The sequence below is a fragment of the Streptomyces sp. NPDC004126 genome (assembly GCF_050275515.1).
GTDB lineage: Bacteria > Actinomycetota > Actinomycetes > Streptomycetales > Streptomycetaceae > Streptomyces.
This window is the reverse complement of record NZ_JBNNPF010000005.1, coordinates 167290-186872: the sequence shown is the minus strand read 5'-3', so window position 1 is coordinate 186872 and position 19583 is coordinate 167290. Positions and strand designations below refer to the sequence as shown.

General features: G+C 72.4%; 18 protein-coding genes. 15 read left to right on the top strand and 3 right to left on the bottom strand.

Annotation, left to right across the window (positions count from 1 at the left end; translation table 11 throughout):
• Positions 1 to 30 precede the first annotated feature (30 nt).
• Positions 31 to 642, top strand: coding sequence for a 30S ribosomal protein S4 (gene rpsD / locus ACQKM2_RS07365; RefSeq protein ID WP_365156943.1), 612 nt, complete (start codon positions 31 to 33; stop codon positions 640 to 642).
• 17 nt (positions 643 to 659) lie between these two features.
• Here the strand turns inward: rpsD and ACQKM2_RS07360 are convergent, their stop codons facing one another.
• Entirely contained in the window at positions 660 to 2828 is a 2169-nt protein-coding gene (locus ACQKM2_RS07360) for an ATP-binding protein (RefSeq protein WP_427707332.1), read from the bottom strand.
• 180 nt (positions 2829 to 3008) lie between these two features.
• On the opposite strand from ACQKM2_RS07360, the gene ACQKM2_RS07355 reads away from it, so the two are divergent.
• The 14 genes from ACQKM2_RS07355 to nusB all read left to right on the top strand — a co-directional run bounded on the left by ACQKM2_RS07355 (position 3009) and on the right by nusB (position 16117).
• Positions 3009 to 3437: a DUF948 domain-containing protein gene (locus ACQKM2_RS07355; protein WP_427707331.1), complete on the top strand. Its 429-nt coding sequence runs from the start codon at positions 3009 to 3011 to the stop codon at positions 3435 to 3437.
• An 8-nt stretch (positions 3438 to 3445) separates the two neighbouring features.
• Positions 3446 to 3808, top strand: coding sequence for a DUF6167 family protein (locus ACQKM2_RS07350; protein WP_427707330.1), 363 nt, complete (start codon positions 3446 to 3448; stop codon positions 3806 to 3808).
• Positions 3808 to 6477, top strand: a complete 2670-nt coding sequence (gene alaS / locus ACQKM2_RS07345) for an alanine--tRNA ligase (protein ID WP_427707329.1) — start codon at positions 3808 to 3810, stop codon at positions 6475 to 6477. The genes ACQKM2_RS07350 and alaS overlap by 1 nt, the downstream gene beginning before the upstream one ends.
• A 2-nt stretch (positions 6478 to 6479) precedes the next feature.
• The gene (gene ruvX / locus ACQKM2_RS07340; RefSeq protein ID WP_030028999.1) at positions 6480 to 6950 is read left to right on the top strand and encodes a Holliday junction resolvase RuvX; all 471 of its coding nucleotides are present in this window, start codon (positions 6480 to 6482) and stop codon (positions 6948 to 6950) included.
• Between the two features lie 128 nt (positions 6951 to 7078).
• Positions 7079 to 8809, top strand: coding sequence for an endolytic transglycosylase MltG (mltG, locus tag ACQKM2_RS07335; protein WP_427707328.1), 1731 nt, complete (start codon positions 7079 to 7081; stop codon positions 8807 to 8809).
• A gap of 7 nt (positions 8810 to 8816) precedes the next feature.
• Positions 8817 to 9644 carry a shikimate dehydrogenase gene (locus tag ACQKM2_RS07330; protein WP_427707327.1) on the top strand — a complete coding sequence of 276 codons (828 nt, stop codon included), beginning with the start codon at positions 8817 to 8819 and terminating at the stop codon, positions 9642 to 9644.
• Positions 9645 to 9854: 210 nt separating this feature from the next.
• A complete protein-coding gene (gene aroC / locus ACQKM2_RS07325) occupies positions 9855 to 11039 on the top strand; it encodes a chorismate synthase (protein WP_401248788.1) in 1185 nt (394 codons plus the stop codon).
• Positions 11036 to 11554 carry a shikimate kinase gene (locus ACQKM2_RS07320; RefSeq protein ID WP_125594200.1) on the top strand — a complete coding sequence of 173 codons (519 nt, stop codon included), beginning with the start codon at positions 11036 to 11038 and terminating at the stop codon, positions 11552 to 11554. The genes aroC and ACQKM2_RS07320 overlap by 4 nt, the downstream gene beginning before the upstream one ends.
• Positions 11551 to 12642 carry a 3-dehydroquinate synthase gene (gene aroB / locus ACQKM2_RS07315; RefSeq protein ID WP_401248782.1) on the top strand — a complete coding sequence of 364 codons (1092 nt, stop codon included), beginning with the start codon at positions 11551 to 11553 and terminating at the stop codon, positions 12640 to 12642. Before ACQKM2_RS07320 ends, aroB begins: the two co-directional genes overlap by 4 nt.
• Complete coding sequence (gene aroQ / locus ACQKM2_RS07310) at positions 12639 to 13079, top strand: type II 3-dehydroquinate dehydratase (RefSeq protein ID WP_125817773.1); 441 nt, start codon at positions 12639 to 12641, stop codon at positions 13077 to 13079. Before aroB ends, aroQ begins: the two co-directional genes overlap by 4 nt.
• Before the next feature lie 46 nt (positions 13080 to 13125).
• Complete coding sequence (locus tag ACQKM2_RS07305; RefSeq protein WP_427707326.1) at positions 13126 to 13860, top strand: AAA family ATPase; 735 nt, start codon at positions 13126 to 13128, stop codon at positions 13858 to 13860.
• A gap of 90 nt (positions 13861 to 13950) precedes the next feature.
• A complete protein-coding gene (locus ACQKM2_RS07300) occupies positions 13951 to 15057 on the top strand; it encodes an aminopeptidase P family protein (RefSeq protein ID WP_125817771.1) in 1107 nt (368 codons plus the stop codon).
• Positions 15058 to 15116: 59 nt separating this feature from the next.
• Positions 15117 to 15683 carry an elongation factor P gene (gene efp / locus ACQKM2_RS07295; protein WP_125817770.1) on the top strand — a complete coding sequence of 189 codons (567 nt, stop codon included), beginning with the start codon at positions 15117 to 15119 and terminating at the stop codon, positions 15681 to 15683.
• Positions 15684 to 15685: 2 nt separating this feature from the next.
• Positions 15686 to 16117 (top strand): transcription antitermination factor NusB, encoded by a 432-nt coding sequence (gene nusB, locus ACQKM2_RS07290; RefSeq protein ID WP_427707325.1) that lies wholly within the window; start codon positions 15686 to 15688, stop codon positions 16115 to 16117.
• Between the two features lie 232 nt (positions 16118 to 16349).
• On the opposite strand, the gene aepY is transcribed toward nusB, so the two are convergent.
• Together aepY and ACQKM2_RS07280 are read right to left on the bottom strand one after the other, a co-directional pair.
• On the bottom strand, positions 16350 to 18689 hold the full coding sequence (aepY, locus tag ACQKM2_RS07285; protein WP_427707324.1) for a phosphonopyruvate decarboxylase: 2340 nt from the start codon (positions 18687 to 18689) through the stop codon (positions 16350 to 16352).
• Positions 18686 to 19543, bottom strand: coding sequence for an isocitrate lyase/phosphoenolpyruvate mutase family protein (locus tag ACQKM2_RS07280; RefSeq protein WP_427707323.1), 858 nt, complete (start codon positions 19541 to 19543; stop codon positions 18686 to 18688). The genes aepY and ACQKM2_RS07280 overlap by 4 nt, the downstream gene beginning before the upstream one ends.
• Positions 19544 to 19583: the final 40 nt, after the last annotated feature.

Genomic DNA, 19583 nt, shown 5'->3' with positions numbered 1-19583 from the left:
TCACCTAACTTACATGGAGGTAGGTTCCCCGTGAACCAGAAGCGACCCAAGGTCAAGAAGTCTCGCGCTCTCGGCATCGCCCTGACGCCGAAGGCCGTCAAGTACTTCGAGGCCCGCCCCTACCCGCCGGGCGAGCACGGCCGTGGCCGCAAGCAGAACTCGGACTACAAGGTCCGTCTGCTCGAGAAGCAGCGTCTGCGCGCGCAGTACGACATCTCCGAGCGCCAGATGGCCCGCGCGTACGACCGCGCGAAGAAGGCCGAGGGCAAGACGGGCGAGGCGCTGGTCGTCGAGCTCGAGCGTCGTCTGGACGCCCTGGTCCTGCGTGCCGGCGTCGCCCGCACCATCTACCAGGCCCGCCAGATGGTCGTCCACGGCCACATCGAGGTCAACGGTGGCAAGGTCGACAAGCCGTCGTTCCGCGTGCGTCCCGACGACGTCATCACGGTCCGCGAGCGCAGCCGCGAGAAGCACCCCTTCCAGGTTGCCCGCGAGGGTGGCTACGCCGGTGAGGGCGAGACCCCGCGTTACCTGCAGGTCAACCTGAAGGCCCTGGCCTTCCGCCTCGACCGCGACCCGAACCGCAAGGAGATCCCGGTCATCTGCGACGAGCAGCTCGTCGTCGAGTACTACGCCCGCTGATCCAGCGGCCGTAGCCCTCACAGGCTGGTATCGGCCCGCCGTCCCCTCCGGGGGGCGGCGGGCCTTCGCGTTGCCGGGCGCGGGCCGGGAACCCACTGCGCGCGCCGCACCAGAGCCTCCACCGTCAGCTGCCGCCCCTCGGCCGCGTGCGCCGCGTACCGCTCCGGGCCCAGCAGCTCCCCGGCCCGCTCCTGGCACGCCAGCCGGGGCGCGTTGAAGTACCCCGACCCGAACAGCCGCAGCCCCACCCCGTCCCACATCGGCTCCGCCGCGCCCTGGAGCACCGCCGCCTCGGCCGCCGCCCCCTCGGTGACGGTGACCAGCGCCAGCAGCTCCACCGCCAGCACCAGCCCGACCAGGTCCCGGAACACGTGGTTCACCGTCACGCACTCGGTGAGCAGCCGCCGGGCCCGCGCCGGTTCCCCCGCGTCCAGGGCCGCGTACGCCAGCACGTACAGGGCGTACGCCTTCGTCCAGCGCTCCCCGCGCTCCAGGCAGATGTCCCGGACCTCCTCGCACAGCGAGACGGCGCCCGCCAGATCGCCCTGGAAGGCCAGCGCCATCGCCAGCTCCACCTGGCACATCAGCACGTTGCTGTTCAGCTCCCCGGTCTCCCGGTAGCGCCCCAGCGCCTCGCCCAACAGCTCGGCGGCCCGGACCATCTCGTCCGAGACCAGCGCCAGACACCCCAGCCGGTGCACCGCGTACGCGGCCGCCACCCGGTTCCCCGTCCGCTCCGCGCCGTCCCGGCACTCGTGCAGCGCCCCCGTCGAGGCCACCGCGTCACCCTGGAGCGCCGCCACGTACCCCAGCACCCACAGCGCCTTCAGCCGCGAGCCCTCGTACTCCTCGGCCTCCCCGCCCTCCCCGGCCTGCTCGGCGGCCGGCTCCAGACTGCGGGCCAGCCAGTGCCGGCCCTCGGTGAGCCGGCCGCAGCCCGCCCAGTAGAACCACAGGGTGCCCGCCAGGTACTGCCCCAGGTGCTGCTCCCCGGGCTCCTCCAGGCAGCACTCCAGGGCGAGGCGCAGGTTCGCCAGCTCCGCCTCCACCAGCGCGGCCACCTCCTGCTGGCGCGGGCTGAACCAGTCCAGCTCGCACCACGTGGCCAGCCCGACGTACCAGTCCCGGTGCCGCCGCCGCAGCCGCCCGGCGTCACCCAGGGACTCCAGCCACCCCGCCCCGTACAGCCGTACGGTCTCCAGCATCCGGTAGCGCACCCCCGCCGGCGTCTCCTCCCGGGCCAGCACCGACTGCGCCAGCAGCTCCCCGACCAGGTCCAGCACCCCGTCCGCCGGCAGGTCGGGGCCCCCGCAGACGTACTCGGCGGCGTCCAGGTCGAACCGCCCGGCGAACACCGACAGCCGGGCCCACAGCAGCCGCTGCTCCGGGGTGCACAGCTCGTGGCTCCAGCCGATCGCCGTCCGCAGCGTCCGGTGCCGGGGCAGCGCCCCGCGCGCACCGCCGGTCAGCAGTGCGAACCGGTCCTCCAGCCGCGCCAGCACCTGCTCCGGGGACAGCATCCGCAGCCGGGCCGCGGCCAGCTCCAGGGCCAGCGGGATCCCGTCGAGCCGGGCGCACAGCTCGGTCAGCGCGGGCCGGTTCGCCGCCGTCACCGCGAAGGCCGGGTCGGCGGCCCCGGCCCGTTCGGCCAGCAGGGCCAGGGCCTCGGCCGGGGCGGGCGGGGCCAGCGGGAACAGCGCCTCCCCGTCCAGGCCGAGCGGGCACCGGCCGGCCGCGAGCACCCGCAGGCCGGGGGAGCGGAGCAGCAGCTCGCGCAGCAGGCCGGCCGTGTCGTCGGCCAGCTGCTCGTACCCGTCGAGGACCAGCAGGAGCCGGCGTCCGGCCAGGTGCTCGGCCAGCACCGTGCGGGGCGGGCGGACGGTGTGGTCCGTGAGCCGGAGCGCCTCGGCCAGGGTGAACTCCAGCAGCGCGGGATCGCGTACGCAGGACAGCTCGGCCAGCCAGACGCCGTCGCGGTGGCGGTCCTGGCGCTCCTCGGCGGCCGCCCGGGCCGCGGCCAGCGCCAGCCGGGACTTCCCCACCCCGCCCACCCCGGTCACGGTGACCAGCCGGGAGGACTCCAGGAGCCGCGCCACCCCGGCGAGTTCGGCACCCCGCCCGACGAAGGAACTCAGCTCCGAGGGAAGATTGCCCGACGGCGCACGTCGGGTGGGTCGCTGTCGCATGGGACACGGAGAGTACTGTTCCGGACGCGCCGCGTACAAGGCGGGTCCGCGGGGGCGTGCACCGGACCCGGAATTCCGGTACTGCGGCGGATCTCCGGCGCGATAGGGTCGGAGGGAGACTTTTCTCCGCAGTAGATCCGTAGTGAAACCGTAGGCAAGCAGATCAGGGAGCGGTGCAACGTGTCCGGTGGAGAGGTGGCCGGCATCCTCGTGGCCGTTTTCTGGGCCATCCTGGTGTCCTTCCTCGCCGTGGTGCTGGTACGGCTCGCGCAGGTGCTCCGCGCGACGACCAAGCTCGTGGCCGACGTCACCGAGCAGGCCGTCCCGCTGCTGGCGGACGCCTCCACGACCGTCCGCTCCGCGCGCACCCAGCTCGACCGGGTCGACGCCATCGCGAGCGACGTCCAGGAGGTCACCTCCAACGCCTCCGCCCTGTCCTCCACCGTGGCCTCCACCTTCGGCGGCCCCCTGGTCAAGGTCGCGGCCTTCGGCTACGGCGTGCGCAAGGCGCTGGGCCGCACCGAGGACGTCCCGCAGAAGACCACCCGGCGAACCGTGATCGTCGGCCGTACGGTGCCGCCCGCCCGGCGCCGGAAGCAGAAGGGCTGAGACCGCCGATGTTCCGCCGAGCCTTCTGGTTCACCGCAGGCGCCGCCGCCGGTGTGTGGGCCACCACCAAGGTCAACCGCCAGCTGAAGAAGCTGACCCCCGAGAGCCTCGCCGCCCAGGCCGCCGACAAGGCCGTGGAAGCCGGGCACCGCCTCAAGGATTTCGCCCTCGACGTCAAGGCGGGAATGTCGCAGCGCGAGGACGAGCTGAACGACGCACTGGGATTGCACCAGGATCCCGACCGGCCCGACAACGTCACCGCCCTTCCCGGGCCGCGGCGGCTGCGGGCCATCGAGTACCACCAGAACGACAAGACCACCCACCGTTCGAATCGCTCGGCGGTTACGTACAACCGGAATGAGGACCACTGATGGAGTCGGCTGAAATCCGCCGCCGCTGGCTGAGCTTCTTCGAGGAGCGCGGTCACACCGTTGTCCCTTCGGCGTCGCTCATCGCGGACGACCCGACTCTGCTGCTGGTCAACGCGGGTATGGTCCCGTTCAAGCCGTACTTCCTCGGCGAGACCAAGCCCCCGGCCCCCCGCGCCACCAGCGTGCAGAAGTGCGTCCGTACGCCGGACATCGAAGAGGTCGGCAAGACCACCCGCCACGGCACGTTCTTCCAGATGTGCGGCAACTTCTCCTTCGGGGACTACTTCAAGGAAGGCGCCATCAAGTACGCCTGGGAGCTGCTGACCAGCTCCGTGGCGGACGGCGGCTACGGCCTTGAGCCCGAGAAGCTCTGGATCACCGTCTACCTCGACGACGACGAGGCCGAGACGATCTGGCGCGACAAGATCGGCGTCCCGCAGGAGCGCATCCAGCGCCTGGGCAAGAAGGACAACTTCTGGTCCATGGGCGTCCCGGGCCCCTGCGGCCCCTGCTCCGAGATCAACTACGACCGCGGCCCCGAGTTCGGCGTCGAGGGCGGCCCGGCCGTCAACGACGAGCGCTACGTGGAGATCTGGAACCTGGTCTTCATGCAGTACGAGCGCGGCGCCGGCGACGGGAAGGAAGACTTCCCGATCCTCGGCGACCTGCCGTCGAAGAACATCGACACCGGCCTCGGCCTCGAACGCCTCGCGATGATCCTGCAGGGCGTGCAGAACATGTACGAGACCGACACCCTGCGCGTGGTCATGGACAAGGCCACCGAGCTGACCGGCGTCCAGTACGGCGCCGCCCAGGGCACCGACGTCTCGATGCGCGTGGTCGCCGACCACATGCGCACCTCCGTCATGCTCATCGGCGACGGCGTCACCCCCGGCAACGAGGGCCGCGGCTACGTGCTGCGCCGCATCATGCGCCGCGCCATCCGCAACATGCGCCTCATGGGCGCCACCGGCCCGGTCGTGCAGGACCTGATCGACGTCGTGATCGACACGATGGGGCAGCAGTACCCCGAGCTGGTCACCGACCGCAAGCGCATCGAGACCGTCGCCCTCGCCGAAGAGGCCGCCTTCCTGAAGGCCGTCAAGGGCGGCACCAACATCCTCGACACCGCCGTGACCGAGACCAAGGCCGCCGGCGGCACGGTCCTCGCCGGCGACAAGGCGTTCCTGCTCCACGACACCTGGGGCTTCCCGATCGACCTCACCCTCGAGATGGCCGCCGAGCAGGGCCTGACCGTGGACGAGTCCGGCTTCCGCCGCCTGATGCAGGAGCAGCGCGACCGCGCCAAGGCCGACGCCAAGGCCAAGAAGACCGGCCACGCCGACATGTCGGCCTACCGGGAGATCGCGGACGGCTCCGGCGCCACCGAGTTCACCGGCTACTCGACCACCCAGGGCGAGTCCACCATCGTCGGCCTGCTGGTCAACGGCGTCTCCGCGCCCGCCGCCTCCGAGGGCGACGAGGTCGAGGTCGTCCTCGACCGCACCCCCTTCTACGCCGAGGGCGGCGGCCAGCTCGCCGACCAGGGCCGCATCAAGCTCGACACCGGTGCCGTCATCGAGGTCCGCGACGTCCAGCAGCCGGTACCCGGCGTCTCCGTGCACAAGGGCTCCGTCCAGGTCGGCGAGGTGACGGTGGGCGCCTCCGCGTACGCCGCCATCGACGTCAAGCGCCGCCGGGCCATCGCCCGCGCCCACTCGGCCACCCACCTGACCCACCAGGCGCTGCGCGACGCCCTCGGCCCCACGGCCGCCCAGGCCGGCTCCGAGAACAGCCCCGGCCGCTTCCGCTTCGACTTCGGCTCGCCGAACGCCGTTCCGGGCTCGGTCCTGACCGACGTCGAGCAGAAGATCAACGACGTGCTCTCCCGCGAGCTCGACGTCACCGCCGAGATCATGAGCATCGACGAGGCGAAGAAGCAGGGCGCCATCGCCGAGTTCGGCGAGAAGTACGGCGAGCGGGTCCGCGTCGTCACCATCGGCGACTTCTCCAAGGAGCTGTGCGGCGGCACGCACGTCGGCAACACCTCCCAGCTGGGTCTGGTGAAGCTGCTCGGCGAGTCCTCCATCGGCTCCGGCGTACGCCGTGTCGAGGCCCTGGTCGGCGTGGACGCGTACAACTTCCTCGCCAAGGAGCACACGGTCGTAGCCCAGCTCCAGGAGCTCGTCAAGGGCCGTCCGGAGGAGCTGCCGGAGAAGATCGCCACCATGCTCGGCAAGCTGAAGGACGCCGAGAAGGAGATCGAGAAGTTCCGCGCGGAGAAGGTCCTCCAGGCCGCCGCCGGTCTCGCCTCGAACGCCCAGGACATCCGCGGCGTCGCCCTCGTCGTCGGCCAGGTGCCGGACGGCACGGGCGCCGACGACCTGCGCAAGCTGGTCCTCGACGTCCGCGGCCGCATCCAGGGCGACCGCCCGGCCGTCGTCGCGCTGTTCACCGTGGCGAACGACCGTCCGCTGACCGTCATCGCCACCAACGAGGCGGCCCGCGAGCGCGGCCTCAAGGCCGGTGACCTGGTCCGCACCGCCGCCAAGACCCTCGGCGGCGGCGGTGGCGGCAAGCCGGACGTGGCCCAGGGCGGCGGCCAGAACCCGGGCGCCGTGCCCGAGGCCATCGCCGCCGTCGAGCGCCTCGTGGCAGAGACGGCCTGACGATGACTCTGCGCCGCGGCCGCCGACTGGCCATCGATGTCGGAGACGCCCGGATCGGGGTCGCGTCCTGCGACCCCGACGGGGTGCTCGCCACGCCGGTGGAGACCGTCCCGGGCCGGGACATCCCCTTCGCCCACCGGCGGCTGCGGCAGCTCGTCGAGGAGTACGAGCCCCTCGAAGTCGTGGTCGGCCTCCCCCGCTCGCTCAGCGGGCGGGAGGGGCCGGCCGCGGCCAAGGTGCGCGCATTCGCGAACGAACTGGCCAAGGGGATCAAGCCGGTGACGGTCCGGCTGGTGGACGAGCGGATGACCACGGTCACCGCCGCCCAGGGCCTGCGGGCCTCCGGCCGGAACGCCAAGAAGGGCAGGTCGGTCATCGACCAGGCGGCCGCTGTGGTTATCCTCCAGAACGCTCTTGAGACCGAACGGGTATCAGGTAATCCGCCCGGTGAGTGCGTCGAAGTGGTTGTCTGATCGCGATACGGTAACGTTCCGCGCGATGAGACGGCATTCGAACAGCCGTCGCTCACCACCAAAGAGGCGGAACCGGGTGCCGCGGCCGAAAGAAGCCGCGGCCTTCGTCTCGCGGCTCTAGGGGACCGATGACTGACTATGGCCGGGGCCACGGCTCCGAACCGTGGAACCCCCAGGACCCCCTCTACGGGGACCAGGGGTGGACCGCGCACCAGACGCAGCAGGCGCAGGTGCCCTACGGCGGGGACCTTCAGCAGCAGTACCCGCAGGAGTCGCAGTACCAGCAGCAGTTCGCGGGGCAGTATCCGCAGCAGTACGACGAGCAGGCCTACGCGCAGCAGCTCCAGTACCAGCAGATGGCCCAGCAGCAGATGGCCCAGCAGATGGCCGCCCAGCCGATGGCCCCTCAGCCCGTGGCCCCGCAGCCCGTCTACGACGGGAGCAACGGCCAGGGCTGGGACACCGGCCAGGGCCAGTACGCGGCCGCGGCCGTACAGGTCGACCCGTACGCCGGCGCCGACCCGTACGCGCAGCAGACCGTCGGGGCCTACCCCGGCGAGGCCCCCGACCTGTACACGACGGCCGAGGCCTACCCGCCGCCGCAGCCGCCCGGCCTGCGCCACCTGGAACCGGAACCGGTGGAGGAGCCGCTGGAGGAGGAGCCCGAGGAGGCGCTCCTGCCCGCCGGCGGCGGCTCCGACGACGGCGACGAGCCGCGCGGGCGCCGGTCCGGAGGCCGCACCAAGGGCGGCAAGGGCGGCAAACAGAAGAAACGCGGCGGCACCGCGTGCCTGGTCGCCGCCGTCGTGATCATCGGCGTCGTCGGCGGTGGCGGCTACTACGGCTACAACTACCTCCACGACCGGTTCGCCCCGGCCGAGGACTTCGCGGGCGAGGGCACCGAGGAGATCGTCGAGGTCGAGATCCCCAAGGACGCCGGCCTCGGCCAGATGGGCCGCATCCTCAAGCAGGCCGGCGTGGTCGCCAGCGCGCAGGCGTTCGTCGACGCGGCCAAGGCCAAGCCCGGGGGGCAGTCGATCCAGCCGGGCGTCTACCCGCTGAAGAAGAAGATGTCGGCGGCCGCCGCCGTCGCGGTGATGATCGACCCCACCAAGCTGAACGTCATCACCATCGGCGAGGGCTGGCGCAACACCAAGATCTACGAGGCGATCGACAAGAAGCTCGGCAAGCCGGAGGGCACCACGAAGGACATCGCCCTGCGCGAGTCCAAGAACCTCGGCCTGCCGGCCTGGGCCGGCAACAACCCCAAGATCATCGACCCGCTCGAAGGCTTCCTGCTCCCCGCGCGCTACGACCTGAAGAAGGAGAGCACGCCCGAGTCGCTGCTGCGCCAGATGGTCAAGAACGCGGCCGACAAGTACGCGGAGATGGGCGTCGAGGCCAAGGCCAAGGAACTGAACCTGGAGAACCCGCTCCAGGTCATCACCGTCGCCAGCCTCGTCAATGCCGAGGGCAAGAACCACGACGACTTCCGCAAGATGTCCGAGGTGGTCTACAACCGCCTCAAGAAGACCAACGACGTCACGAACCAGAAGATCGAGTTCGACTCGACGTACAACTACGTCAAGAACCAGAGCGAGATCAACTTCAACCTCAAGGAAGCCCAGAAGTTCGACAACCCCTACAACACGCACTTCGTGAGGGGGCTGCCGCCCGGCCCGATCGGGAACCCGGGCACGGACGCCGTGAGCGCTACGCTCAACCCCGACCACGGCGGCTGGATGTTCTTCGTGTCGGTCGACGGCAACAAGACGACCTTCACCAAGACCTACGACGAGCACCTGAAGCTCGTCGCGGAGTTCCAGGAGCGCCAGGCGCAGAAGAAGAACGGCGGGTAGGCAAGACATGTCACGGATACGGGCCGCGGTGCTGGGTTCGCCCATCGAGCACTCCCTCTCACCGGTGCTGCACCGCGCCGCGTACCGGGAGCTCGGCCTCGACGACTGGTCCTACGACCGGTTCGAGATCGACGAGGCCGCCCTGCCCGGGTTCGTGGCGGACCTCGGCCCCGAGTGGGCCGGGCTGTCGCTGACCATGCCGCTCAAGCGCGCGGTCATCCCGCTGCTCGACGGGATCAGCGACACCGCCGCCTCGGTGGAGGCCGTCAACACGGTGGTGTTCACCGAGGACGGCCGCCGCCTCGGCGACAACACCGACGTCCCGGGTCTGATCGCCGCCCTGCACGAGCGCGGCGTCGAGAAGGTGCCCGCCGCCGCGATCCTCGGGGCGGGGGCCACCGCCTCCTCGGCGCTCGCCGCCCTCGCCCGGATCTGCACCGGCGAGGTGACCGCGTACGTCCGCTCGGCCGCCCGCGCCGACGAGATGCGCCAGTGGGGCGAGCGGCTCGGCGTGGACGTCCGCACGGCCGACTGGTCGGACGCGGCCCGCGCGCTCCAGGCGCCGCTGGTCATCGCCACCACCCCGGCCGGCGCCACGGACGAGCTCGCCGCAGCCGTCCCCGACGCGCCCGGCACCCTCTTCGACGTCCTCTACGACCCCTGGCCCACCGCCCTGGCCGCCGCGTGGTCCGGGCGCGGCGGCACCCTCCTCGGCGGCCTCGACCTGCTCGTCCACCAGGCCGTGCTCCAGGTCGAGCAGATGACCGGCCGCACCCCAGGCCCCCTGGCCGCCATGCGGGCCGCCGGCGAGGCGGCCCTGCGCGCCCGCCACTGACGCCCGCCACTGACGCCCCGCAGAACGCCCGCGCGTAGGGAGCCGATAGCCGCGCGGGGCACGATCGCGCACGTCCGGGCCCTCCGGTCGTCCGTCAGCTGGACCGAGATCCGCAGGACGGCACGGACGTGGGAGGATTCGGGTACGGCCGTCCGGTCCGCGCAGCCGGACGGGTCGCCGCAGTGCCAGGCGCGAGCATGAGGAGCATCGTTGAGCAGGTTGCGTTGGCTGACCGCAGGAGAGTCGCACGGACCGGCACTGGTCGCGACGCTGGAGGGTCTTCCCGCCGGCGTCCCGGTCACCACCGAGCTGGTGGCCGACCACCTGGCGAGGCGCCGGCTCGGCTATGGCCGCGGTGCCCGCATGAAGTTCGAGCAGGACGAGATCACCTTCCTCGGCGGCGTCCGCCACGGGCTGTCCCAGGGCTCCCCGGTCGCGATCATGGTCGGCAACACCGAGTGGCCCAAGTGGGAGACGGTCATGTCGGCCGACCCGGTCGACCCCTCGCTGCTCAAGGAGACCGGCCGCAACGCGCCGCTGACCCGTCCCCGCCCCGGCCACGCCGACCTCGCGGGCATGCAGAAGTACGGCTTCGACGAGGCCCGGCCGATCCTGGAGCGCGCCAGCGCCCGTGAGACCGCCGCCCGCGTCGCCCTCGGCGCCGTCGCCCGCTCCTTCATCAAGGAGGTCGCGGGCATCGAGATCGTCTCGCACGTGGTGGAGCTGGCCGCGGCCAAGGCCCCCTACGGCGTCTACCCGACCCCCGCCGACGTCGAGAAGCTCGACGCCGACCCGGTCCGCTGCCTCGACGCCGACGCGTCGAAGGCGATGGTCGCGGAGATCGACCAGGCCCACAAGGACGGCGACACCCTCGGCGGCGTCGTCGAGGTCCTCGCGTACGGCGTGCCCGTCGGCCTCGGCTCCCACGTCCACTGGGACCGCCGCCTCGACGCCCGCCTCGCCGCGGCGCTCATGGGCATCCAGGCCATCAAGGGCGTCGAGGTCGGCGACGGCTTCGAGCTGGCCCGCGTGCCCGGCTCCCAGGCGCACGACGAGATCGTCTCCACCCCCGAGGGCATCAAGCGCACCTCCGGCCGCTCCGGCGGTACCGAGGGCGGCCTGACCACCGGCGAGCTGCTGCGCGTCCGCGCCGCGATGAAGCCCATCGCGACCGTGCCGCGCGCCCTGGCCACCGTCGACGTCGCCACCGGCGAGGCCACCGTGGCCCACCACCAGCGCTCCGACGTCTGCGCCGTGCCCGCCGCGGGCATCGTCGCCGAGGCCATGGTCGCGCTGGTCCTGGCCGACGCAGTGGTCGAGAAGTTCGGCGGCGACTCGGTCGCCGAGACCCGCCGCAACGTGCAGTCCTACCTCGACAACCTGCAGATCCGGTGACGGGCGGCCCCCTGGTCGTACTCGTCGGACCCATGGGTTCCGGCAAGTCCACGGTGGGCGGCGTGCTCGCCCGCCGGCTCGGGGTCCCCTACCGGGACACCGACGCGGACATCGTCGCGGCCCAGGGCCGGGAGATCTCCGACATCTTCGTCGACGAGGGCGAGCCGTACTTCCGTGAGCTGGAGCGCGCGGCCGTCGCGGCCGCCGTCGCCGAGCACACCGGAGTCCTCGCCCTCGGCGGCGGGGCCGTCCTCGACGAGGGCACCCGCGCCCTGCTGGCCGGGCTGCCCGTCGCCTACCTGTCGATGGACGTCGAGGAGGCCGTGCGCCGGGTCGGGCTCGGCGCCGCCCGCCCGCTGCTCGCCGTCAACCCGCGCCGCCAGTGGCGCGAGCTGATGGACGCCAGGCGCCACCTGTACACCGAAGTCGCGCGCGTCGTCGTGGCCACCGACGACCGCACCCCCGAAGAGGTCGCCCAGGCGGTCCTCGACGCTCTGGAGTTGAAGGACGTATGACAGACCAGGTGACGCGGATCAACGTCGGCGCCAGCGCCGGACACGACGCGTACGACGTGCTGGTCGGCCGGCAGCTGCTCGGCGAGCTCGGCACTCTGATCGGTACGAAGGCCCAGCGGGTCGCCGTGATCCACCCCGAGGCGCTGGCCGAGACCGGCGAGGCGCTGCGCGCGGACCTGGCGGACCAGGGCTACGAGGCGATCGCCATCCAGGTGCCGAACGCCGAGGAGGCCAAGACCGTCGAGGTGGCCGCCTACTGCTGGAAGGCGCTCGGCCAGTCCAACTTCACCCGCACCGACGTCATCGTCGGCGTGGGCGGCGGCGCCACCACCGACCTCGCGGGCTTCGTCGCGGCCAGCTGGCTGCGCGGGGTGCGCTGGATCGCCGTCCCGACCACCGTGCTGGCCATGGTGGACGCGGCCGTCGGCGGCAAGACCGGCATCAACACCGCCGAGGGCAAGAACCTCGTCGGCGCCTTCCACCCGCCGGCCGGGGTGCTCTGCGACCTCGCCGCGCTGGAGTCGCTGCCGGTCAACGACTACGTCAGCGGCCTCGCCGAGATCATCAAGGCCGGTTTCATCTCCGACCCGGTGATCCTCGACCTGATCGAGGAGGACCCGGCGGCGGCCCGCACGCCCGCCGGCCCGCACACCGCCGAGCTGATCGTCCGCTCCATCCAGGTCAAGGCCGACGTGGTCTCCAGCGACCTCAAGGAGTCGGGCCTGCGGGAGATCCTCAACTACGGCCACACCCTCGCGCACGCCATCGAGAAGAACGAGCGCTACAAGTGGCGGCACGGCGCGGCGGTCTCCGTCGGCATGGTCTTCGCGGCCGAGCTCGGCCGGCTGGCCGGGCGGCTCGACGACGCCACCGCCGACCGCCACAAGGCCGTGCTGGCCTCGGTGGGCCTCCCGCTGACCTACCGCGGCGACCAGTGGACCAAGCTGCTCCAGACCATGCAGGTCGACAAGAAGTCCCGCGGCAACCTGCTGCGCTTCATCGTCCTGGACGGCCTGGCCAAGCCCACCGTGCTGGAGGGCCCGGACCCGGCGCACCTGGTCGCCGCGTACGGCGAGGTCTCCGCGTGAGCCGCCCGGTGCTGGTCCTGAACGGCCCGAACCTGGGCCGGCTCGGGTCCCGCGAGCCCGACGTGTACGGGGCCACCTCGTACGCGGGCCTCGTGGAGAGCTGCACCGCCCTGGGCGCCGAGCTCGGCTTCGACGTGGAGGTCCGCGAGACCAACGACGAGGGCGAGCTCGTGCGCTGGCTGCACGAGGCGGCGGACGGCAAGATCCCGGTCGTCATCAACCCGGGCGCCTTCACGCACTACTCGTACGCCATGCGGGACGCGGCCGCGCAGCGCACCGCGCCGCTGATCGAGGTGCACATCTCCAACCCGTACGCCCGGGAGGAGTTCCGGCACACCTCGGTCATCGCGGCCGTGGCGACCGGCACCGTCGCGGGCTTCGGGCTCGGCTCCTACCGCCTGGCGCTGCGTGCGCTGGCGGAAGAGGTCACGGCCTGAGATAACGTTCTCGCATCAGTCGCCTGAACGAGACGGAGTGGCGCGGATGCAGCACGGAGTGGGGGGCTGGGGGCCGCCGGGACAGCACCCGGCGGTTCCCCCGCAGCCGCCGATACCCCCTGCGCAGGGCTGGCCGGTGGCACCGGTCCCCGACGCGACGGGCCACATCCCGCTGCCTCCCGCCGCGGCCGCGGCGCCCGTGCCGCCCCCGCCCGGTACCGGAGGGGCGGTGCTCGCCGTACTGCTCATCGGCCCGGCCGGCGCGGGCAAGACCACCGTGGCCCGGCACTGGGCGGCCAGCCGGCCGGTGCCGACCGCGCACATCAGCCTGGACGACGTACGCGAATGGGTCTGCTCCGGCTTCGCGGACCCGCAGGCCGGCTGGAACGAGCACTCCGAGGCCCAGTACCGCCTGGCCCGCCGCACCTGCGGCTTCGCGGCCCGCAACTTCCTGGCGAACGGGATCTCCTGCATCCTCGACGACGCCGTCTTCCCGGACCGGCCCGTGGTGGGCCTCGGCGGCTGGAAGCGCCACGTGGGGCCCGCCCTGCTGCCGGTCGTGCTGCTGCCCGGCCTGGACGTGGTCCTCGACCGCAACGCGGCCCGCTCCGGCAACCGCCGGCTCTCCGACGAGGAGGTCGCCCGCATCCACGGCCGGATGGCGGGCTGGTACGGCTCCGGGCTGCCGATCATCGACAACACCGCACTCGACGTCGAGGGCACCGCGCGGGCCCTGGACGAGGTCCTCGCACGGGCGCTGACGAGCCCGCCCCGCTGGTAGGGCACCCGCGGCGGGACGCGGGCCCTGCCCCGGCCCCGTCCGGACGCGCTCGCCGGGCCGGATGCGCGGGGCGCTCGTAGGCTCGAAGACATGTCAGACGTGTACGAGGCCCGCAGGGGCCTGCTCCGCGAGCGCTGCGCCGCCGCGGGCAACTCCGCCGCCCTGGTCACGCGTCCGGCGAACGTCCGCTACCTCGCCGGGGCGTCCCCGCTGGGCGCCGTCCTGCTGGTCGGGCCCGCCGAGGACGTGCTGTTCTGCCCCGGAGCGCCCACCGGCGAGGCCGACGAGGGGCGGCTCGACGAGGGGCTGCGGGTCTCCGTGCTGCCCACCCCCGGCGCCGACCCGGCCGTGGCCGCCGCCGACCTGGCCGCGGCGAACCGGGCCGATTCCCTCGCCGTCGAGGAGCACCACCTCACCGTCGGCCGGCACCGGGCCGTGCACTCGGTCGCGCCCCGGCTGCGGCTGGCCGACCTCGGTACGGCGGTGGAGCAGCAGCGGCTGGTCAAGGACGAGGAGGAGATCGCCTGTCTGCGGATCGCCGCGGAGATCGCCGACCAGGCCCTCGGCGAGCTGCTGGAGTCGATCCTCGTCGGCCGTACCGAACGCCATCTGGCCCTGGAGCTGGAGCGGCGGCTCGTGGACCACGGCGCGGACGGTCCGGCGTTCCCCACCTCCGTGGGCACCGGCCCGCACTCGGGCCGCTCCCGGCACCGGCCGTCCGACCGGCGGGTGGAGGAGGGGGACTTCCTCTCCGTCTGCCTCGGCGCCAACTACCGGGGCTACCGCTGCGAGATCGGCCGCACCTTCGTGATCGGCACCACGCCGGCGGACTGGCAGATCGAGCTGTACGACCTGGTCTTCGCCGCCCAGCGGGCCGGCCGGCAGGCCCTGGTGCCCGGTGCCGCGTACCGGGAAGTGGACCACGCTGCGCGTTCCGTACTGGACTCGGCGGGGCACGGTGAGGCCCTCGCGGGATGGATGGGACACGGGGTCGGCCTCGAAATCGACGAGGACCCGCAGCTTGCACCTACGGCAATGGGTAAACTGGACGCTTGCGTGCCGGTCACCGTCGAACCGGGGGTTCACCTCCCGGGCCGGGGAGGTGTCCGGATCGATGACACGCTCGTCGTGCGCCCCGAGGCGGACGGCGGTCCCGAGCTACTCACCATTACGACCAAGGAACTGCTCGCGCTCTAGTCCGCACAGCCGGACCGTGCGCGCATCCCTGGTCTTCCAGTGCAGGAGATTCCGCAACCGTGGCTTCCACGAACGACCTCAAGAACGGCATGGTGCTCAAGCTCGACGGTGACCAGCTCTGGTCCGTCGTCGAGTTCCAGCACGTCAAGCCCGGCAAGGGCCCGGCCTTCGTGCGCACCAAGCTCAAGCACGTGCTCTCCGGCAAGGTCGTCGACAAGACCTTCAACGCCGGCACGAAGGTCGACACCGCCACGATCGACCGCCGTGACATGCAGTTCTCGTACATGGACGGCGACTACTTCGTCTTCATGGACATGAGCACCTACGACCAGCTGATGGTCGACCGCAAGGCCGTCGGCGACGCCGCCAACTTCCTCATCGAGGGCTTCACCGCCTCCGTGGCCCAGCACGAGGGCGAGGTGCTCTACGTCGAGCTCCCGGCCGCCGTCGAGCTGACCATCGAGCACACCGACCCGGGCGTCCAGGGCGACCGCTCCACCGGCGGCACCAAGCCCGCCCGCCTGGAGACCGGCCACGAGATCCAGGTCCCGCTCTTCGTCACCACCGGCGAGAAGATCAAGGTCGACACCCGCACCAGCGCCTACCTCGGCCGGGTGAACAGCTAACCGTGGCTGCCCGGAGCAACGCGCGCAAGCGCGCCTTCCAGATCCTCTTCGAGGCCGACCAGCGCGGCGTGCCCGTGCGCGAGGTCCTCGCGGACTGGATCCGCCACTCGCGGTCGGACGACCGGCAGCCGCCGGTCAGCGCCTTCACGATGGACCTCGTCGAGGGCTACGCCGACAAGGTGAACCGCATCGACGACCTGATCGTCACCTACGCCGTGGACTGGGAGCTCGACCGCATGCCGGTCGCCGACCGGAACATCCTGCGGCTGGGTGCCTACGAACTGATCTGGGTCGACGAGACCCCGGACGTCGTGGCGATCGACGAGGCCGTGCAACTGGCCAAGGAGTTCTCCACGGACGACTCGCCGGCCTTCGTGAACGGCCTGCTGGCCCGCTTCAAGGACCTGAAGCCGAGCCTGCGCCGGGGCGAATAGCCCGGAGCCGGACGGCTGAGCGGAGGGCCCGCGGCGCACGAGCGCCACGGGCCCTCCGCCGTTCTCCGGCCGCCGTGCGGGCCGCGCCCGGACTTCTGTCGGCCGACCGACGAAAAACCGGCGGGTGCCGGCGCCCTGGGCCGAGACCGGGGAGGTCCACGCTCCGTACCGGGCCGTCTCGTTCACGGCTGGGCTCCTCTCCGGTTTCGGGTGCGGGCGGTGCGGGTGCGGTTCAGTGGATGCTTTCGAGCGCGGCGAGGACCGCCGCCTCGTCCAGGCGGACCGGGTTGTTGGCCGCCCGCTGTACCGAGGAGATCCCGGCCACGAGCTCCGGCAGGCCGTCCCGGGGCACGCCGTGGTCGCGCAGCCGGTTCGACCAGCCGGCTTCGGTCAGCATCCGGCCGAAGTGCGCCGCGCTGCCGCCCGCCGCACCGCCGGCCCCGGTCAGTTCGTCGAGCTCGGCGAGCCGTTCGGCCAGGAACTCCGGGCCGCGGGCGTCCGTGCAGCCACTCGCCGCGTGCTCCCGGTTGTACGCGTACAGCCACTGGAGGTTGAGCAGGCAGGCCACGCCGTGCGGGACGCCGTACGTGCGGGTGAGCGCGTACGCGCAGGCGTGTGCGGCCGTGGTCCGGGTGATCGTGATGGCCCTGCCGGCCTCCATGGAGGCGGTGGCGAGCGTCTCGCGCTCCCCGGCGGTCGGTGCGGTGATCCCGGTACCGCCCGTCAGCGTCAGCGGCAGCAGCAGGCGCAGGGCCCGGGCCGCGTGCTCCCGCGACCGGGGGGTCGACCGGCGGGCCCAGTAGGACTCGACCGCGTGGCACAGGGCGTCGAATGCGCAGCTGCTCGTCACGTGGGCCGGGCAGGACCCGGCCAGCCGGGCGTCGACGACCGCGATGTCCGCCGTCACGCACTCGTGGTCGAGCGACAGCTTCCGGTCGCCGTCGAACACCGTGGCGAACTGGGTCACCTCGCTGCCGGTACCGGCCGTCGTCGGGACGAGGACCAGCGGCCCGGACACCCGGTGGCGCACCTCCCCGGCCGCCCGGCCGTGCAGCTGGTCCAGGGCCGCGGTGCGGTCCGCGGGCAGGATCCGGACCATCTTCGCGACGTCGAGGGCACTGCCCCCGCCCACGCCCAGGACCAGATCCGGCCCCCAGTCGTCGCGCAGCGCGCAGCCCGCCAGTACGTCATCCAGATCCGGGTTGGCGCGGAACCCGGAGAACACCCGGTGCGGGCGGTCGCCCAGCAGCCCGAGGACGCCCGACCGGGCCAGAGCCCGGTCGGAGGCCACCACGAGGACCCGCCGGGCCCCGGACGCGTCGAGCACCTCCGGGAGCCGGCCGGCCGAGCCGGGCCCGCTGATGATTTCGGGCCCGGCCGGCGGCCACCCGGCGGGGGGCTCGGCGGCCGCGGGTTCCAGCGCGGCCGCCGGTTCCGCCGCCACCCGGTCCGACAGCGCGGGCGGCCACGGCTCGCGGGCCTCCAGCGCGGTGCCGAAACCGAGCCGGATGTCCTGCGCGGTCATCGCCGAAGTGGCCCGCGGCGGCGCCTCGGAGCCGTCGCTGCCCACGCGGACGACGACCAGGTGCGGCCCCGCCGAGGCGAGGGCCGCCGCGAGTGCGTCCGCGGTCTCCCCGGCCGTGGTGCAGGTGCGTGCGCTCACGTATCCGGTCGCCAGGGCGACGGCGGCGAAGTCCGTGGTCGCCGACGTGGTCAGCTGGGCACCGGTGGATTCGTACGCCCCGTTGTCGAAGACGACGTGGACCAGCTGCCGGGGCGCCGTCGCGCCGACGGTGGAGAACGTGCCGAGGTGCATCAGCGCCGCCCCGTCGCCGTCCAGCACCACCACCGGTCCCGCATCGGCGGGGCGGGAAAGGGCGACGCCCAGGCCGAAGGCGCCGGCGTGCCCCATCGAGCCCTGCATGTAGAAGTGGCTCTTGGAGGCCGTGACGGCGTACAGCTCCCGGGAGGTGTAGCCGGTCGTGGAGATCAGCGGCACCCGGTCGAGCAGCGGCAGCATCGCCTGCAGCGCGTCGATCCGGGTCAGCCGCGCCCCGGGCGGCGTGCTCGTCCGGCAGCCCGCGACGGCGCCCTTCTCCGTGAGTACGAACACCGCGCGGCCGCGCCGCAGTTCGGGTTCGGCGGCGTCCAGCGCGCGCTCCAGGCCGGTCTCGCCGGCCCGGACCGTGACGTGGGGCACGCCGACGGCGTCCAGCAGGGCGTGCGTCGACACCCCCATCACGGCGTGCTGCGGCTCGTCCTGGCCGGGATCCGGCCAGCCCCGCAGGCTCATGAAGACCAGCGTGGGAATGCCGTACGTCATGTGGAGCGAGGTGAGCGGGTTGATCAGGTTGCCCAGGCCGGAGTTCTGGGCGATGACGGCGGACCGGCGGCCCGCCGCGGCCGCGCCGCCGGCGATGGCGAGGGCCGCGCCCTCGTTGGCGGCCGCCACGTACCGGCCCTCACGCGTCAGCCGGACGATCGGACCGGCGAAGTGCGAGCACGGCACGCCCGAGACGAGGTCGATCCCGCGGGCGGCGAGACTGTCGCAGAAGTCGTCCGTCGCTATCAATTCTCCAGCGCCTGCCACTCGTCGAGGTTCTGCAGCGCGAAGATCTCGGAGACCGAGGCGATCTCGTCCTCGATCGCGAGCGAGGTCCCGGCCCGGTAGATCTCCTGGTACGTCTCGCGCAGCGACTTGACGGTCGCCCGCAGCCCCTGGTTCGCGTAGACGACGGCGGACACACCGCGCTTGGCGGCGTCGGCGGCCGACCAGGACGGGTAGGTGGTGGGGACGACGACCACCGGGCAGCGGCCGTCCCACCGGTCCAGGAAGTCCACGATCTGCTCTTCCGTCCGGGCCTTGGAGTGCACCAGGACGGCGTCGGCGCCGGCGTCGGCGTAGGCGTTGCAGCGCTCCAGGGCCTCGTCCACGCCGAGACCGCTGATCAGGGCCTCGGTCCGGGCGATGAGGTAGAAGTCGTCCGTCCGCTGGGCGCCCTTGGCGACCGCGAGCTTCCGCGCGAACGCCTCGGTGTCCAGAAGGGAGTGCTGGACCTCGGCGAAGCTGTTCATCTTCGGGTAGACCTTGTCCTCGATACAGGCCGCGGTGATGCCCGCGTCCTCGTACTCGTGGACCATGTGCGCGACGTTCAGGTTGTTGCCGTACCCGGTGTCGCAGTCGGCGACGACCGGGATGGACAGCGCCTTCTGCATGCGGCTCGCGGCTTCCAGGTACTCGGTCATCGTCAGGACGCTGGCGTCGGGCAGACATCGTGCCGCGGACACCTCGAAGCTCGACGACCAGATGGCGTCGAAGCCGGACTGCTCGGCGAGTACCGCGCCGAGCGCCGAGTGCGCGCCGGCCAGGCGGACCAGTTCGCCGCGGGCGATGAGCTGGCGGAATGTGACGTGTGCAGGCTTCACGGCAACCTCCGTTGAGGAGAAGGGTGTGGGTGGGGGGCTA

What these genes read in the sequence shown, in the direction of transcription:
- ACQKM2_RS07300 (WP_125817771.1), top strand. Translation starts at nt 13,951, where the DNA reads ATGTCAGACGTGTACGAGGCCCGCAGGGGCCTGCTCCGCGAGCGCTGC.
- ACQKM2_RS07350 (WP_427707330.1), top strand. Translation starts at nt 3,446, where the DNA reads ATGTTCCGCCGAGCCTTCTGGTTCACCGCAGGCGCCGCCGCCGGTGTG.
- alaS (WP_427707329.1), top strand. Translation starts at nt 3,808, where the DNA reads ATGGAGTCGGCTGAAATCCGCCGCCGCTGGCTGAGCTTCTTCGAGGAG.
- ACQKM2_RS07360 (WP_427707332.1), bottom strand. Translation starts at nt 2,828, where the DNA reads ATGCGACAGCGACCCACCCGACGTGCGCCGTCGGGCAATCTTCCCTCG.
- ACQKM2_RS07330 (WP_427707327.1), top strand. Translation starts at nt 8,817, where the DNA reads ATGTCACGGATACGGGCCGCGGTGCTGGGTTCGCCCATCGAGCACTCC.
- aroB (WP_401248782.1), top strand. Translation starts at nt 11,551, where the DNA reads ATGACAGACCAGGTGACGCGGATCAACGTCGGCGCCAGCGCCGGACAC.
- mltG (WP_427707328.1), top strand. Translation starts at nt 7,079, where the DNA reads ATGACTGACTATGGCCGGGGCCACGGCTCCGAACCGTGGAACCCCCAG.
- ruvX (WP_030028999.1), top strand. Translation starts at nt 6,480, where the DNA reads ATGACTCTGCGCCGCGGCCGCCGACTGGCCATCGATGTCGGAGACGCC.
- ACQKM2_RS07305 (WP_427707326.1), top strand. Translation starts at nt 13,126, where the DNA reads ATGCAGCACGGAGTGGGGGGCTGGGGGCCGCCGGGACAGCACCCGGCG.